Genomic DNA, 16,489 nt, shown 5'->3' with positions numbered 1-16,489 from the left:
CGAGATGTGTTGGGGTCTGGTGTGCTGGGTGATGTTTATAAGAGACTGGGCCTGACCGGCGGCGTCACCCGCGCGGGGCCGCCCCGCGCTTCCCCAGCATGTCCGCCATCAGGGTGAGCTCCGACTGCTGCGCCTCGACCATCCCCTGCGCGAGCGACCGCTCCGCAGGCGTCCGGCACTGCACCGCGCAGCCCTGGGCCATGGCGACGCCGCCCTTGTGGTGGTCGGTCATCAGCTGGAGGTACAGCACCTCCGCGTCCCGGCCGTTCGCCGCGGCGAGCCGGTCCAGGTCCTCCTTGGTGGCCATGCCGGGCATGAGCGCGCCCGGCTTGGCGGCGCCGTGTCCGGCGTGGCCCGCGTGCTCACCGCCGCCCTCGGCGGCCTGCATCCACGACATCGGAGGCTCGTCGGCCAGCACCTTCGGCAGCCCCCACATGTCCAGCCAGCCCAGCAGCATGCCGCGCTGGTTGGCCTGGGTGTTGGCGATGTCGTAGGCGAGGCCGCGCACCGGCTCGTCCTGGGTGCGGTCGCGGACGATGAAGGACATCTCCACCGCCTGCTGGTGGTGCACCGCCATGTCGCGGGCGAATCCCGCGTCGGGGGAGTAGAGCCCCGGCGCCCGCGAGGCCTCGCCGGAGTCCGAGCCGCCGCTCGCGGTGGCGACCGTGGCCCCCACCGCGAACAGCACGGCCAGGACGACGGCCGCGCCCGCGGCCCAGTACGTACGGGTCACTTGTCGGCCAGCCCGTTGGTGCAGGCGGCGCCCGGCTCGGGGGTCTGCGGGCCCTGCACGTACTTGGTGAAGAACTGCGCCACGCGGGGGTCGTCCGCCTTGTCCACGGTCAGCTGCTTGCCCCACGCGCTGAGCATGATCGCGCCGGCCTGCTCCTTGACCGGGCTCATCAGCGTGTACGGGGTCTTGCCGACCTTCCCGGCCAGCGACTCGACGTCGGCCGCGGCGGCCTTCTCGTTGTACGTCACCCAGACCGCGCCGTGCTCCAGCGAGTGCACGGCGTTGACCTCGGGGACCGGGTTCTTGTAGACGTCGCCGTTGCAGTTCATCCAGCGGGGGTTGTGGTCGCCGCCGACCGGCGGGTTCATCTCGTACTTGACCGGGGTCTCGACGTGGTTGCGGCCGAGCTTCTTCGCGTCCCACTCGCGCTCGCCGGACACCGGCGCCTTGCGGGCGGCGAGCGCGTCCTTGTCCTTCTGCTTCTGCTCGATCAGCAGCCACGAACCGAAGCCGACGAGTCCGGCGACGATGACGGTCGAGATGCCGATGGCGATGAACTTGTTACGCCGGTCGCGTGCTCTGTCGGCGCGCCGCATTTCGGCTATGCGGTTCTGGCGGGAGTTGTTTTCGGACGTCCTGCTGGCCATGTGCCCTGGTTCCTTCTGCTGAGGGGGGTGTCGGGGTGGAGCCGGTGCTGCGTCTACCGCGCCGCGGCCGTCACGTCCGCAGCACCTGGAGGACGTACGGGCCGGGGGCGCGCGCCAGGGTGCCGTGCGCCCGTACCGGCCCCGCGGCGGAGGCCGTGCGGGCGGCGGGCGCCGCACCGTCCCGCGGCAGGGCCACGGCGGGCGGCGGGGCGGGCAGCACGGCCGGGGTCACGTGGGCCAGCGGGGAGCATCCGGGCAGGTCGTACGGGGACACGCAGGCGACGTGCGCGGAATGCGCCCCGGCCCCGGCCCAGGTCCGGGCCCCGTCCCCGTGCGGCGGATGCGCCGCCGCGGGGCGCACGCACAGGAAGGCCACCCCGGCCGCCACCCCGAAGGCGATCAGCAGCAGGAGGGCAGCCCGGCGGACGGGATGCCCCTGGCTCCCGCTCCGCGTGTGCTTCCAGCCCCCCATGGGCGCCGATGGTAATGCTCATGACCGTCCGGCGGTCAGTGCGGGGGTGTCATCGGCTTTCGGGGGTGCGTAATGTGGCGGAAACCACCAATGGCGATACTGGGCGGGCCCGACTGTGCCCCCCGGTCCCCGCGGGCGGTGGTGCACAGATCGTCTGAACTGCGAGGATGAAGGCATGGACAAGCAGCAGGAATTCGTCCTCCGGACGCTCGAGGAGCGCGACATCCGCTTCGTGCGCCTGTGGTTCACCGACGTGCTGGGCTTCCTGAAATCCGTCGCGGTCGCCCCCGCCGAGCTGGAGCAGGCCTTCGACGAGGGCATCGGCTTCGACGGCTCCGCGATCGAGGGCTTCGCCCGGGTCTACGAGTCCGACATGATCGCCAAGCCGGACCCGAGCACGTTCCAGATACTGCCGTGGCGCGCCGAGGCCCCCGGGACCGCCCGGATGTTCTGCGACATCCTGATGCCGGACGGCTCCCCCTCGTACGCGGACCCGCGGTACGTCCTCAAGCGCATCCTGAACAAGACCTCCGACCTGGGCTTCACCTTCTACACCCACCCGGAGATCGAGTTCTTCCTGCTGAAGGACAAGCCGCTGGACGGCACCCGCCCCACCCCGGCGGACAACTCCGGCTACTTCGACCACACTCCGCAGAACGTCGGCATGGACTTCCGCCGGCAGGCGATCACCATGCTCGAATCCATGGGCATCTCGGTGGAGTTCAGCCACCACGAGGGCGCCCCGGGCCAGCAGGAGATCGACCTGCGCTACGCCGACGCCCTCTCCACGGCCGACAACATCATGACCTTCCGCCTGGTCATGAAGCAGGTGGCGCTCGAACAGGGCGTTCAGGCCACCTTCATGCCGAAGCCGTTCTCCGAGTACCCCGGCTCCGGCATGCACACCCACCTCTCCCTCTTCGAGGGCGACCGCAACGCCTTCTACGAGTCGGGCGCCGAGTACCAGCTCTCGAAGGTCGGCCGCTCCTTCATCGCGGGCCTCCTCAAGCACGCCGCGGAGACGGCCGCCGTCACCAACCAGTGGGTCAACTCGTACAAGCGCATCTGGGGCGGCTCCTCGCGCACCGCCGGCTCCGGCGGCGAGGCCCCCTCGTACATCTGCTGGGGCCACAACAACCGCTCGGCGCTGATCCGCGTCCCGATGTACAAGCCGGGGAAGACGGGTTCCTCCCGGGTCGAGGTCCGCTCGATCGACTCGGGCGCCAACCCCTACCTCACCTACGCCGTCCTCCTCGCGGCGGGCCTCAAGGGCATCGAGGAGGGCTACGAACTCCCGGCGGGCGCCGACGACGACGTCTGGGCCCTCTCCGACGCGGAACGCCGCGCGATGGGCATCGAACCCCTCCCGCAGAACCTGGGCGAGGCCATCTCCCTGATGGAACGCAGCGAACTGGTCGCCGAAACCCTCGGCGAGCACGTCTTCGACTTCTTCCTCCGCAACAAGAAGCAGGAGTGGGAGGAGTACCGCTCGGAGGTCACCGCCTTCGAACTCCGCAAGAACCTCCCGGTCCTGTAACCGCAGGTCAGAGGCTATATCGGCCGCATGGTCGTCCACACTGCCACGCCGCTCGCCCGGGCGGTTCCCGCGCCCGGGCGGGTCTGGTACGCCTCCTACGCGTCCAACATGCACATGGACCGCCTTGCCGCGTACATCGCCGGCGGGACCCCGGTCGGAGCGGCGCGCACCTACCCGGGCTGCCGGGACCGGCGGGCGCCCGAGCGGTCGATCGCGGTCGAGCTGGAAGGGACCCTGTACTTCGCCACGGAATCCGCCGTGTGGACCGGAGGGCGAGGGTTCTACGACCCCACGGCTCCCGGTTCGACGCGCGGGCGGGCCCACCTGGTGACGGTCGGCCAGATGTCCGACATCGCCGCGCAGGAGATGTACGGGAAACCCGGGGCGGACCTGGACCTGACGGCGGTTCTGCGGGACGGCCGTGACGAGCAGGGCCCGGGCCGGTACGAGACCCTGATCTGCCCGGGCACGATCGAGGACATCCCCGTGCTGACGTTCACCGCGCCGTGGACCCTCCACGACGTCGAGCTGCTGACCCCGTCCGCCGCGTACCTGCGCTACCTGGCCGGAGGTCTCCTGGAATCCGGCCCCTGGCAGGAGCAGGACATCGCCGAGTACCTCGCGTCCCGTCCCGGCGCCGCCGGCACGTGGACGGCCGAGCAGGTACGGGAGCTGCTGACGGCCGGCACCGGTCCCTGAATCCGCGTGCCTCCGGGGGCTACGGCTTGGCGCAGGTGAGGGTGACCTGGTCGCTCCTGGCCGTCATGTTCGCGGAGGGGACGTGCAGGGTCACGAACCCCGACGGTGAGCCGTTGTTCACCACGGACAGCGGGACCGCCACGAAGAGGGAGTGGCTCTCGGTGCCGGGGGCGAAGGTGACCTTGCCGGACTGGATGGGATCGGCGCTGGACGCGAACGTCCAGAAGTAGCGGACGTCGCCCTTGCCCGTGCCGCTGATCTTGCCGTCGAATTCGGCCTTGATCGGCTTGGTGCAGTCGACCACGGTGCCCGGCTTGGTGAGGGTGAACACCTCCACCTTGGTGACCTGCACGTTCCCCTTTCCGCCGCCGCCATCGTGCTTGCCGCGGGGCGGGGTCAGGCAGCCGATGCGGTTGCCGTGGCCGGATCCGCCGGTCTTGAAGCCGACGCTGTACTTGCCGTAGCGGGCGTCGTCCTGCTGGAGGGAGCCCTCCTGGCCCACCTGGACGCGCTGGTTGGTGCGCGGGCCGTTGATGGTCACGGACTGGCCCGGCGCGAAGCCCTCCAGGACCAGGGTGTACGAGTCCTCCCCGATCGCCACCAGCTCGCAGGAGGCGGCGGCCGGCACGGCCGCCGGGGCCGCGAAGGCGGGGGTGAGGGCCGCCGGGGCGATGAGGAGCGGGGCGGCGAGGAGCGTGAGCAGGCTGTGCCGGTTCATCGTGCTGCCCTCCGAGGCAGGGGAGCCCCCGATGCCCGTCCAGGATATCGGCGGGTCCGGCCGGGCGCCCCTGCCCGCGGGTCAGCCGGCCGGCGGGGGGACCGCGGGGTGCCAGGTGGGGTGGGCGGTGGTGGGCTGGGAGGTCACGGTGTGGAGCCGGGCGTCGAGGCCCAGGACCGCCGTGACGGTGGCGCCCGCCGGGGCGAGGACCGCCGAGGGCGCGCCCGCGTACAGCATCCGGGACTCCGTCCAGGCGGGCGCCCCGCCGAACGCCGCGGCCGCGACGGTCCCGGAGCCGGTGCGCCCCGTCAGGACGCGGCCCGCGACGCCGACCGCGCCGTAGCCCGCCCGGCCGCCGGACTCGGAGAGGCCGGTGACCTGCGGGGCGCCCGGGCCCGCCGTGACGAGGGCGCTGCGCACCGCCCCGGAGTCGGGGCGCCGGAAGTAGAGGCGGACGCCCGCGCCCTCCCGGGCCGCCGAGAGCGGGACGGTGGTGGCGGGGAGCGCGGTGGGGAACGGCCCGGCGAGCGGGGCTCCGGGGGCGGGCTGGGTCCAGGCGAGGACCGACTTGGTGGTGGTGGCGTAGACGTGGCGCCGCCCGGCCGCGTCGGTGAGGGTCACGGGGTCGCTCTGCAGGTCCTCGCCGCCCAGGCGCTGCCAGTCGGTGAAGGTGCCCGACGGCTGCTGGACGCGGGCGCGCAGGGTGCGGCGGGTGTCGCGGAGGTAGACGGTGAGGCGGCCCTCGGCGTCGGCGACGGCCGAGGGGGCGCTGATGGCGGAGGTGCCGGGTTCGTCGCCCGGCTCGGGGGTGCCGAGCGACTGCCAGGGCCCGAAGGGGCCGTCGGGCGCGGACTGGACGGCGTACACGACCTCGCGCCGGTAGTCGGCCGGCCCGGGTCCGAGGGAGGTGCGGGTCGCGAGGACCGCGACGCGGCCGTCGGGCAGGCGGGCGGTGGAGGCGCCGGGGTCGATGCCGGTGCCGGGCAGCAGCTCGGGCCCGGTCCAGGCGCCGGCCGGATTGCGGTTCCACAGGGCCATCCGGCCGTCCAGCGCGGCGAAGGCCCAGAGCCGGCCGGGGGTGCCCTCGACGAGCCAGGAGGTGGTGTCGGCGCGGGCGTAGCGCAGGGACTGGGCCCAGTTGCGGCCGGTGGGGCTGCCCGCGACCTTGCGGTCCCCGCAGCCCGAGGGGCTGCCGCAGTAGTCGGTGCGGTCCTGCCAGGCGTACGTCTTCAGGAAGCCGATCTTCGTCTCGGCGGTCTGCGGGTCCAGGGCGTGGGGGAGGGTGCCGTTGTGGTAGCCGAGGTAGTTCTGGACCGAGAAGCGCGGGCGGTCAGTGACGCGCTCGGCGTAGGAGGCCAGGGCCGCCTGCACGAAGCGGGCGCCGTACATGTGGTCCTGGTGGTCGGTGTACTTGCCGGTGTCCGCGTACCGGTTCGGTGTCGGGTCCTGCATGCGTATCGTCGTCGGCCGGTACCGCTCCAGGATCCCGGCTATGGACTGGACGACCTGGTCCTTGGTGTACGTGAACGACTGCCTGACCGGGGTGCCGGTGGTGAGCTGGGCGCCGAGCGCCGGTATCCGGCCGTTCCACAGGCCGCGCAGGCTGTCGGGGTTGTCCCCGGCCGGGCTGCGGGCCTCGCGCAGCTGCAGCCAGACGAGGTTGACCTGGGGCCGGGCGACGAGGACGTCGAGTTCCGCCTGTCCGCCGCCCGCCGTGGGTATGACGGTACGGGTCCACGCGCTCGTGCGGTCTCCGGTGGCCATCTGCGCGTAGGCCGAGCGGATGCCGTTCTGCCGGGCCTCCGCGTACCGCTCGCGGTCGGCGGGCTGCTGCGGGTCCTTGGCCTCGCCGCCGTGCGCCTCGTTGCGGCCGTCGGCCTCGCCGGAGGTGAGGTAGGCGGTGGTGAGCGGGAGGCCGGCCAGCAGGGACCGGCTGAGGTCGGGGTTCATGAAGAACAGGTCGTCGTCGGGGTGCGCGACGATCTGCACCACCGAGCCGGAGGTGGTGCTGGCCGGGAGGGCGGAGGCCGCCCTCCCCGCCCGGTCGCTCTGGGTGGCTTCGGCCGAGGTCTGCTGGCCGGAGGCGATGGAGAGCACGCCGGAAGCGCCCACGGTGAGCATGGGCACCACGGCCGCGAGGAGGAAGCGGCGGCGGGATACGGGCATCGGTCACGCCTTGAGGTCGTTCCGGACGGACAGGAAGAACCGCTGTGCAGTCAGTGAGAGGCCAAATCGGGGGAGTTGGTTCACCGATTTCGCCGATGACGCGTGCTTTCCGAAAACGACCGGTTGTGATTGTGCACGGTGCCGGGAGCGCGGGGGCAACTGCCCGGATCGTGGACGGGGTTGAAGGCGGACGAAAGCCGCGTAAACGCAAACAACGCCCCGGTGCGGGGCGTTGAAGGCGGTTCTGTGGCGTCTGCGGCTTATGTGCGTTTCGCTACGGGGCCGTGTTGCGCGGGCCCACCGGCTGCCACGGCGCCAGGTGCGCGTCGGGGGAGTCCGCCGAGGAGGTCACGTACAGCCGGGCGTCCAGCCCGACCACCGCCAGGCTGACCATGTTCTTCCCGGTCATCGTGCTGGACGGGGACCCGACGAACATCAGCGGCGAGCGCTGCCACGGCCGGCCGACACCCACGTCCGAGCCGAGCTGCCCGCCCGCGGTGCGGCCCGCGAGCACGTGCCCGCTCGCCGCCACCGAGCCGAAGCCCTGGAGCCCGCCGAGGTCGGTGAGGCCGTTCACCTTCAGGCCGCCGTCGGCGGTCATCAGGGCGGTGCGGACGTTGCCGGAGCCGGGCTTGCGGAACCACAGCCGTACGCCGCCCTCGCGGCCCTCCGCCGTCAGCGGGAGCGTGGTGGCCGGCAGCCCGGTGGGGGTGGGCGGGCCCAGCGGGGCGCCCGGCTCCGGCTGCACCCAGCCGATCACCGTCCGGGTGGTGGCGGCGAACACCATCCGCCGCCCGGCCCCGTCGGTCGCGGTGACCGGGGTGCCGTGCAGGTCGGCGCCGCCGTGGCTCTCCCACGGACCCCAGCCGCCGTCGGCCCGCTGCACGCGGCCGCGCAGGCCGGAGGCGCCGTCGCGCACGTACACCGCGGGCAGGCCGGCGGTGTCGACGGACACGGCGGGGGCGCTGATGTCGGAGGTCCAGGTCTCGTCGGCGGTCTCGGGGGTGCCGAGCGACTGCCACGCGCCGAACTCGGCGGAGCCGGGGGCCCGCTGGACGGCGTAGACGACCTCGCGCCGGTAGTCGGCGGGCCGGGCGCCGAAGGAGGTGCGGGTGCCGAAGGCGGCTATCCGGCCGTCGGGCAGGGTGACCGTGGAGATGCCCTGGTCCATGCCGGTGCCGGGGAGCAGGCGGGGGCCGCTCCAGCTGCCTATGAGGCCGGTGCGGTGCCAGACGGCGACCTGCCCGTCGAGCACCTTGAAGGCCCACAGGCCGTGGTCCCGGTCGGAGGCGAGCCAGGAGGTGCTGGTGCCGCGGGCGTAGTTGATGGAGTCGGTCCAGCGGTTGCCCGAGGGGTGGTCGGCGACCTTGAGGTCCCCGCAGCCGGCGGCGCTGCCGCAGTGGTTCTGCCGGTCGAGCCAGGCATAGGTGTCCAGGATGTCCAGCTTCTCCTTGGCCTCGCCGGGGTCCAGCGCGCTGGGGAGGGAGCTGTTGAAGTAGCCGATGTAGTTCTGCACCGCGAAGTGCGGGCGGTCGTGGACCTCGCGGGCGTAGGCCTCGGAGCCCATCTGCACGAACCGGGCGCCGTAGAAGTGGTCCTGGTGGTCGGTGTAGCGCTTGGTGTCCGGGAAGCGGCCGGGGGTCGGGTCCTGCATCCGTATCGTCGTCGGCTTGTACCGCTCCAGCACGCCCTCGATCGTCCGGACGACCTGGTCCTTCGTGTACGTGAACGGCTGCTTGACGGGGGTGCCGGAGGCGAGCATCGACTCCAGGTGCGGGACCCGGCCGTCCCACAGGCCGTGGAGGCTGTCGGGGGCGTCGCCGTAGACGTTGCCCGCCTCGCGCAGCTGGAGCCAGACGAGGTTGATCTCGGGCTTCGCGACGAGGACGTCGACCTCGGCGTGGCCGCCGCCCTTGGTCGGGACGACGGTGCGCTTCCAGGCGCTGGTGCGGTCGCCGGTGGCCATCTTCGCGTAGGCGGCGCGGATGCCGTTCTGGCGGGCCTCGGCGTACGCGGGCTTGTCGGGCGGGGTGGAGGCCTCCTTGGCGACGCCCGCGTTGATGCCGTCGGCTTCGCCGGAGGTGAGGTAGACCGAGGTGACGGGGTGGCCGGCGGCTATGGAATAGCCGAGGTCCGGGTTCATGAAGTACAGGTCGTCGTCGGGGTGGGCGATGATCTGCAGCACGCGGCCGGGATCGGGGGCGTCGGCCGTGGTGGCGGTGGTGAGCCGGGAGTCGGGGCCGGCCGGGGCGTCGAGGGCGGCGAAGGCCTCGTTGCCGCGGAGCACGAGCATCCCGGCGGCGGCGGTGGCCGCGCAGGCGGCGACGGCCTTGACGATCCGGGCCCGGTGCCGGGCGTGGTGCGGGGGCCGGTGATGCGCCACCCGCCCGGCGGGATACGCGTACGAGGCCGCCTCGGGACCCGGGTCCGGCTCGCGGCGGGGTGCGGGGGCGGTCGAGGACGGCTGGGGGCCGTTCTCGGCGGAGGGGCGCGGGGCGGGGAGCGGGTAGTCCGTCGGGGCGGCGTGCGGACGGTGCGCCGGGGCGGGGAAGGGGCGTCCTTCGGACATGGGGCTCCTCGCAACCGGTCGGACGGGGACCGGGCCCCTGACACATAGATCTACAAGTAATCAGAAAATCTGATAATCCGCCTCATGATATTCGCCACGACACGCCGGTGAGTCGAACGCCTGCTCCGGCTAGGCTCGCCCCCAGGCCGGCCACCACCACCGGCAGCGCCGGCCGACCACCGGCGGCGACGCACTCGGGAGGCGGCGGGATGACAGTCCCGGGACGCAGGAGCAGCACCTTCATCCGACTGCTGCGCAGCGGGTTCACCGACCCCTCCACCGCGGCCCGGCTCCTCGACGACGAAGCGCTGGCCGGCGTACGCACCGACCCGGTGCTCCTCGACGCCCTCGGCGCGACCGCCGACCCCGACCTCGCCCTCCTCGGCCTCGTCCGCCTCGCCGAAGCCCAGGCCCCCGACGACCTGGCGCTGCTCCTCGACACCCTCGTCAGCGCCAAACCCCTGCGCGACCGCCTCCTCGGCGTGCTCGGCGCCTCCGAAGCCCTCGCCGACCACCTCGCCCGCCACCCCCGCGACTGGCAGGCCCTGGTCACCTACGAGGCCGCCGACCTGCACCCCGGCCTCGCCGAGTTCGAACAGGGCCTCGCCGAGGCCGACGACCCCGTCACCCTGCGCGTCGCCTACCGCCGCTGCCTGCTCTCCATCGCCGCCCGCGACGTCTGCGGCACCACCGACGTCGCCCAGGCCGCCGCCGAACTCGCCGACCTCGCCACCGCCACCCTCCGCGCCGCCCTGCGCATCGCCACCGCCGCCGCCCCCCAGGACGCGACGCAGTGCCGGCTCGCCGTCATCGCCATGGGCAAGTGCGGCGGCAACGAACTCAACTACGTCTCCGACGTCGACGTCATCTTCGTCGGCGAGGCCGCCCCCGGCACCGACGAGGGCAAGGGCATCCAGGCCGCCACCCGCCTCGCCTCCCACCTCATGCGGATCTGCTCCGAGACCACCGTCGAAGGCACCATCTGGCCCGTCGACGCCAACCTGCGCCCCGAGGGCAGGAACGGCCCCCTCGTCCGCACCCTCGCCTCCCACCTCGCCTACTACCAGCGCTGGGCCAAGACCTGGGAGTTCCAGGCCCTCCTCAAGGCCCGCGCCGTCGCCGGGGACGCGGCCCTCGGCGCCGAGTACATCGCGGCCATAACACCGCTGGTCTGGCAGGCCGCCGAACGCGAGAACTTCGTCTCCGACGTCCAGAAGATGCGCCGCCGCGTCGTCGACAACATCCCCGCCGCCCAGATCGACCGCGAGCTGAAACTCGGCCCCGGCGGCCTGCGCGACGTCGAGTTCGCCGTCCAGCTGCTCCAGCTCGTGCACGGCCGCAGCGACGCCACCCTGCACTCCGGCACCACCCTCGACGCCCTGCACGCCCTCGCCGCCGGAGGCTACGTCGGCCGCACCGACGCCGCCCAGCTGAACGACGCGTACCGCTTCCTGCGCTCCATGGAGCACCGCATCCAGCTCTACCGGCTGCGCCGCACCCACCTCGTCCCCGAGGACGAGGCCGACCTGCGGCGCCTGGGCCGCTCCATGGGCCTGCGCACCGAACCCGTCGCCGAACTCAACAAGGCCTGGCGCCGGCACGCCTCGGCCGTCCGCCGCCTCCACGAGAAGCTCTTCTACCGGCCCCTCCTCGACGCCGTCGCCCAGCTCACCCCCGGCGAGACCCGGCTCTCCCCGCGCGCCGCCGGCCAGCGCCTCGAAGCCCTCGGCTACGCCGACCCGGCCTCCGCGCTGCGCCACCTCGAAGCCCTCGCCTCCGGCGTCAGCCGCAAGGCCGCCATCCAGCGCACCCTGCTGCCCGTCATGCTCGGCTGGTTCGCCGACTCCGCCGACCCCGACGCCGGACTCCTCAACTTCCGCAAGGTCTCCGACGCCCTCGGCAAGACCCCCTGGTACCTGCGGCTGCTCCGCGACGAGGGCGCCGCCGCCGAGAACCTCGCCCGCGTGCTGTCCGCCGGACGCCTCGCCCCCGACCTCCTCATGCGCGCCCCCGAGGCCGTCGCCCTGCTCGGCGACGCCGAAGGCCTGGAGCCCCGTACCCACGAGGCCCTCGAACAGGAGGTGCTCGCCGCCGTCGGCCGCGCCGAGAGCGGCGAGGCCGCCGTCACCGCCGCCCGCGGGGTGCGCCGCCGCGAACTCTTCCGCACCGCCGCCGCCGACATCATCGCCTCCTACGGCACGGAGGAGAGCCCGGCCGAAGAGGACCCCGGCGCCCTCGTCGACCGGGTCGGCGACGCCGTCTCCGAACTCACCGCCGCCACCGTCGCCGGAGCCCTGCGCGCCGCCGTCCGCGACCACTGGGGCGAGACCCTCCCCACCCGCTTCGCCGTCATCGGCGTCGGCCGCTTCGGCGGCCACGAACTGGGCTACGGCTCCGACGCCGACGTCCTCTTCGTCCACGAACCCCGCGAGGGCGTCGACGAGACGGAAGCCGCCAAGGCCGCCCAGACCGTCATCGCCGAGATGAGCAGGCTCCTCCAGCTGCCCACCGCCGACCCGCCGCTGCTCATCGACGCCGACCTGCGCCCCGAAGGCCGCTCCGGACCGCTCGTGCGCACCCTGTCCTCCTACGCCGCCTACTACCGCCGCTGGTCCCTGACCTGGGAGAGCCAGGCCCTGCTGCGCGCCGAACCCGTCGCCGGGGACGAGGAGCTCGGCCGCCGCTTCGTCGAGCTGATCGACCCGCTGCGCTACCCGGCCGACGGCCTCGGCGAGGACGCCGTACGGGAGATCCGCCGCCTCAAGGCCCGGATGGAGTCGGAGCGGATGCCGCGCGGCGCCGACCCGACCCTGCACACCAAGCTCGGCCGCGGCGGCCTCAGCGACGTCGAGTGGACCGTCCAGCTGATCCAGATGCGGCACGCCTGGGCCGAACCCGGCCTGCGCACCACCCGTACCCGCCAGGCCCTGTCCGCCGCCCGGGCCGCCGGGCTGATCCCGGCCGAGGAGGCGCAGGTCCTCGACGAGGCCTGGGTACTCGCCACCCGCGTCCGCAACGCCGTCATGCTGGTCCGCGGCCGCGCCGGGGACACCTTCCCCGCGGAGGCCCGCGAGCTGGCGGCGGTCGGCCGCTACCTCGGCTACCCGGAGGGCCGCGTCGGGGAGATGCTGGACGACTACCGCCGCGTCACCCGCCGCGCCCGCGCGGTGGTGGACGAGCTCTTCTACGGGTCCTAGGCCCCGGCGCCGCCGCTGCGCAGGGTCGCCGCGTAGGACAGCAGGGCCGTCAGGGCCAGGTCGAAGGCCGCGTCCGCGCGGCCCGGGCCGCCCGCCTCCAGGGCGGCGGCCAGCAGCGGGGTCCGCGCGGAGGGCTCCCACATGGCCTCGGGGGCCGCCAGGTCCAGGGCCGACCCCAGGATCAGGTTCTCCAGGCCCGTCAGGAGCGGCATCACCCGCTCCTCGGGGAACCCCGCCGTCCGCAGCAGCGCCACCGCCCGCTCGTAGTGCGCGAGCACCCTCGGCGCCCGTACCGGTGTCGTCATCAGCAGCGGGATGGCCCGCGGGTAGGCGGCGAAGGCGGCCCGGTAGGACCGGGCCCACTCCTCCAGCGCCCGGTCCCACGGCTCCAGGGACAGCGCCGAGTCGTCGATCGAGGCGCACACCCGCTCCCGTACCAGCTCCACCACCCCGGCCCGGCCGTCCACGTGGTGATACAGCGAAGCCGTCTGCACCCCCAGCGCCCGGGCGACCTGCGGAACACTGAACTCGCCCTGCTCCGCCACCAGTTGCAGGGCAGCGATGGCGATCCGCTCCCGGTCGAGCAAGGGGGTGCGCGGCCGTGCCATCGATGTTCTCCCTGGTCCAGGTCTTCCCGTACGCCAAAACCGGAGGCTACATTGCCGCGAACCGAAAGCCTTTAGGTTTCTGTCGCAGCAGAAGGGCCCCGCCTTGCCCGAAAGCACCCCGCCGACCCCGCCCCTCCCCACCCTGCACAGCGCGGCGCTCGGCACCGCCGACATCTCCTTCTTCGTCGTCTCCGCCGCCGCCCCCCTCACCGTCATGGCCGGCGTCGCCCCCGTCGCCATCCTCCTCGGCGGCATCGGCGCCCCCGCCGGCTACCTCCTCGCCGGCCTCACCCTCGCCGTCTTCGCCGTCGGCTTCACCACCATGAGCCGCCACGTCACCGGCGCCGGCGCCTTCTACGCGTACATCGCCCGCGGCCTCGGCAAGCGCGTCGGCATCGGCGCCGCCCTGCTCGCCCTCATCGGCTACAACGGCATGGAGATCGGCGTCTACGGCCTCCTCGGCACCACCACCGCCGACACCGGCCGCGCCCTCGCCGGCCTCGACATCCCCTGGCTGCCCGTCTCCCTCGCCGGCCTCCTCCTCATCTGGTACGGCGGCTACCGCTCCATCGACTTCGGCGCCAAGCTCCTCGGCGTCCTCCTCGTCGCCGAGACCGGGATACTCGTCCTCCTCGCGGCCGGGGTGCTCCTCAAGGGCGGCGCCCACGGCCTGTCCGCCGGCTCCTTCGCCCCCGGCGCCGTCCTCGTCCCCGGCACCGCCGCCGTCCTGGCCTTCGCCTTCGCCGCCTTCACCGGTTTCGAGTCCACCGTCATCTACCGCCGCGAGGCCCGCGACCCCGACCGCACCATCCCGCGCGCCACCTACATCGCCGTCGCCTTCCTCGGCCTCTTCTACGCCTTCGTCGTCTGGACCGTCATCCAGGCCTACGGCGCCGAGGACGTCACCGCCGCCGCCACCCAGGACCCCGGCGGCCTCTTCTTCACCGCCATCACCACCTACGTCGGCCCCTGGGCGGCGGACCTGATGCACCTCTTCATCGTCACCAGCGTCATCGCCTCCCTCCTCGCCTTCCACAACGCCATCAACCGCTACGTGCTCGCCCTCGCCGAGGAGGGCGTCCTGCCCGCCGCCCTCGGCCGCGTCCACCCCCGCCACCGCTCCCCGTACCTGGCCGGAGCCGCCCAGACCGCCCTCGGCGCCGCCGTCGTCCTCGGCTTCGCCCTCGCCGGAGCCGACCCCTACCAGCAGCTCCTGCTCTGGGTGAACACACCCGGCATGATCGGCCTCATGGCGCTCATGCTGCTCGCGGCCCTCGCCGTACCCGTCTACTTCCGGCGCACCCCCCACTCCGAGGGCCGCTGGCGGACCGTCGTCGCGCCCGTCACCGCCGCCGTGCTGCTGACCGTCGCGATCTGCCTCGTCGTCTCCAAGGTCGGCCTGTTCACCATGGCCTCCACCACCGTCAACACCGTCCTCGTGGCCCTCGTCCCCGCCGTCTTCCTCGCCGGAACCGCCCTCGCCGGACGGCTGAAGTCCCGCCGCCCCGAGGTCTACGCCCGCTTCGCCGAAGACCGCACCACCCCCCAAGGAGAAACGCCGTGCCCGCTGCCGACACCGTCCTCACCGGAGCGCGCGTCCGCACCCTCGACCCGGCCCGCCCCGAAGCCGGCGCGGTAGCCATCGCCGACGGCCGCGTCCTCGCCGTCGGACACGAGAGCGACGTACGCGACTGGCGCGGACCCGGCACCCGCCTCGTCGACCTCGCCGGCGCCACCCTCACCCCCGGCCTCACCGACGCCCACAGCCACCCCGTCTGGGGCATCGAGATGGCCACCGGCACCGACCTCTCCGCCGTCCGCGACCTCGACCAGCTCCGCGCCGCCCTGCGCACCGCCGACCGCACCGGCGGCTGGGTCCTCGGCCACGGCCTCGACCACAACGCCTTCGCCGGCCGGCCCGTCGACCGGGCCGCGATCGAGGACGCCCTCGCCGGCACCCCCGCCTTCCTGCGCCTCTACGACGGCCACTCCGCCCTCGCCAGCGGCCCCGCCCTCGCCGCCGCGGGCATCACCGGCCCCCGTACCTTCCCCCAGCGCTCCGAGATCGTCTGCGACCCGGACGGCCGCCCCACCGGACACCTCGTCGAACACGCCGCCATGGCCCTGGTCGCCGCCCTCGCCCCCAAGCCCACCCCCGCCCAGCGCCGCACCCGCCTGCTCGCCCTCCTCGCCGACATGGCCGCCACCGGCCTCACCGGCGCCCACGTCATGGACCTCGGCGACGGCGACGTCCCCGCCCTCCTCGCCGGCCTGGAGTACGAGCACCACCTGCCCCTGCGGCTGCGCCTGGCCCCCTGGTGCATGCCCGGCGCCGACGACGGGGAACTCGCCGGTCTGATCGCCCTCCAGGGGACCGCCGGGCGCCACTGGCAGGTCGGCGGCGTCAAGTTCTTCATGGACGGCACCGTCGAGGGAGGCACCGCCTGGCTGGAGCACGCCGACTGCCACGGCCAGGGCACCGAGGCCTTCTGGCCCGACCCGCAGGCGTACTCCCGGGCGGTACGGGTCCTCGACGCGGCCGGCGTGCGCACCGCCACCCACGCCATCGGCGACGCGGCCGTCCGCCACGTCCTGGACACCGTCGCAGCCCTGGGACCCCGGGCCCGCATGCGGCACCGGATCGAACACATCGAGACCGTCCCCGACGACCAGCTGGAGCGGTTCGCCGAGCTGGGCGTGATCGCCTCCATGCAGCCCCCGCACACCGCCTACACCCGCGCCGACCACACCGACGAGTGGTCCAAGCGGCTCGGCGACGAACGCGCCGGACGGGCCTGGCGCTGCCGGGACCTGCGCGACGCGGGAGCCGTCCTGGCCCTCGGCTCGGACTGGCCCATCGCCCACCACGACGCCCGCCAGGTCCTCGCCACCGCCCTGCGCCCCCGCGGCGCGGCCTCCGGCGGCCGGTTCCTGACCGGGCTGATGGCACTGGAGGGCATGACCTCGCACGCGGCGCTCGCCGCCGGCGAGGAGGCGGTGGCGGGCCGGATCGCGCCCGGCCTGCGCGCGGACCTGACGGCCTTCACCGTCGACCCGGTCACCGCGGGCCCGGACGAGCTGGCCGAGGCCCCCGTACGCCTGACCGTCTCGGGCGGCCGGATCACCCACGGGGAGGGCTGAGG

Annotated in this window: 12 protein-coding genes; 5 read left to right on the top strand and 7 right to left on the bottom strand. The window is 73.6% G+C overall.

What is annotated here, in order from left to right; all coding sequences use genetic code 11:
* Positions 1 to 64 precede the first annotated feature (64 nt).
* From ACFV0Q_RS10465 to ACFV0Q_RS10455, 3 genes are all read right to left on the bottom strand, one after another.
* Entirely contained in the window at positions 65 to 733 is a 669-nt protein-coding gene (locus ACFV0Q_RS10465; protein ID WP_385003536.1) for a DUF305 domain-containing protein, read from the bottom strand.
* Positions 730 to 1,380 carry a DUF3105 domain-containing protein gene (locus tag ACFV0Q_RS10460; RefSeq protein ID WP_385003534.1) on the bottom strand — a complete coding sequence of 217 codons (651 nt, stop codon included), beginning with the start codon at positions 1,378 to 1,380 and terminating at the stop codon, positions 730 to 732. Before ACFV0Q_RS10460 ends, ACFV0Q_RS10465 begins: the two co-directional genes overlap by 4 nt.
* A 70-nt stretch (positions 1,381 to 1,450) precedes the next feature.
* Positions 1,451 to 1,852 carry a hypothetical protein gene (locus tag ACFV0Q_RS10455; protein ID WP_385003532.1) on the bottom strand — a complete coding sequence of 134 codons (402 nt, stop codon included), beginning with the start codon at positions 1,850 to 1,852 and terminating at the stop codon, positions 1,451 to 1,453.
* Positions 1,853 to 2,027: 175 nt separating this feature from the next.
* On the opposite strand from ACFV0Q_RS10455, the gene glnA reads away from it, so the two are divergent.
* Entirely contained in the window at positions 2,028 to 3,389 is a 1,362-nt protein-coding gene (glnA, locus tag ACFV0Q_RS10450) for a type I glutamate--ammonia ligase (protein ID WP_385003530.1), read from the top strand.
* Positions 3,390 to 3,416: 27 nt separating this feature from the next.
* Entirely contained in the window at positions 3,417 to 4,088 is a 672-nt protein-coding gene (locus ACFV0Q_RS10445; RefSeq protein WP_385003528.1) for a histone deacetylase, read from the top strand.
* A gap of 19 nt (positions 4,089 to 4,107) precedes the next feature.
* On the opposite strand, the gene ACFV0Q_RS10440 is transcribed toward ACFV0Q_RS10445, so the two are convergent.
* The 3 genes from ACFV0Q_RS10440 to ACFV0Q_RS10430 all read right to left on the bottom strand — a co-directional run bounded on the left by ACFV0Q_RS10440 (position 4,108) and on the right by ACFV0Q_RS10430 (position 9,541).
* The gene (locus tag ACFV0Q_RS10440; protein ID WP_385003526.1) at positions 4,108 to 4,806 is read right to left on the bottom strand and encodes a hypothetical protein; all 699 of its coding nucleotides are present in this window, start codon (positions 4,804 to 4,806) and stop codon (positions 4,108 to 4,110) included.
* 81 nt (positions 4,807 to 4,887) lie between these two features.
* Complete coding sequence (locus ACFV0Q_RS10435) at positions 4,888 to 6,972, bottom strand: PIG-L family deacetylase (protein WP_385003524.1); 2,085 nt, start codon at positions 6,970 to 6,972, stop codon at positions 4,888 to 4,890.
* A gap of 274 nt (positions 6,973 to 7,246) precedes the next feature.
* Positions 7,247 to 9,541, bottom strand: coding sequence for a PIG-L family deacetylase (locus ACFV0Q_RS10430; RefSeq protein WP_385003522.1), 2,295 nt, complete (start codon positions 9,539 to 9,541; stop codon positions 7,247 to 7,249).
* A gap of 209 nt (positions 9,542 to 9,750) precedes the next feature.
* Between ACFV0Q_RS10430 and ACFV0Q_RS10425 the strand changes: the two genes are divergently transcribed.
* Complete coding sequence (locus ACFV0Q_RS10425) at positions 9,751 to 12,738, top strand: bifunctional [glutamine synthetase] adenylyltransferase/[glutamine synthetase]-adenylyl-L-tyrosine phosphorylase (RefSeq protein ID WP_385003520.1); 2,988 nt, start codon at positions 9,751 to 9,753, stop codon at positions 12,736 to 12,738.
* Here ACFV0Q_RS10425 and ACFV0Q_RS10420 read toward each other — a convergent pair.
* Positions 12,735 to 13,346 carry a TetR/AcrR family transcriptional regulator gene (locus ACFV0Q_RS10420; RefSeq protein ID WP_385003518.1) on the bottom strand — a complete coding sequence of 204 codons (612 nt, stop codon included), beginning with the start codon at positions 13,344 to 13,346 and terminating at the stop codon, positions 12,735 to 12,737. The two genes, ACFV0Q_RS10425 and ACFV0Q_RS10420, sit on opposite strands and share 4 nt — an antisense overlap.
* 103 nt (positions 13,347 to 13,449) lie before the next feature.
* Between ACFV0Q_RS10420 and ACFV0Q_RS10415 the strand changes: the two genes are divergently transcribed.
* A complete protein-coding gene (locus ACFV0Q_RS10415) occupies positions 13,450 to 14,985 on the top strand; it encodes an APC family permease (RefSeq protein ID WP_385003516.1) in 1,536 nt (511 codons plus the stop codon).
* Positions 14,907 to 16,487: an amidohydrolase gene (locus tag ACFV0Q_RS10410; RefSeq protein ID WP_385003514.1), complete on the top strand. Its 1,581-nt coding sequence runs from the start codon at positions 14,907 to 14,909 to the stop codon at positions 16,485 to 16,487. Before ACFV0Q_RS10415 ends, ACFV0Q_RS10410 begins: the two co-directional genes overlap by 79 nt.
* Positions 16,488 to 16,489: the final 2 nt, after the last annotated feature.

Source organism: Streptomyces sp. NPDC059564, assembly GCF_042735575.1.
Lineage (GTDB): Bacteria > Actinomycetota > Actinomycetes > Streptomycetales > Streptomycetaceae > Streptomyces.
The sequence above is the reverse complement of the archived record's forward strand: the minus strand, read 5'-3'. Positions and strand labels throughout refer to the sequence as shown.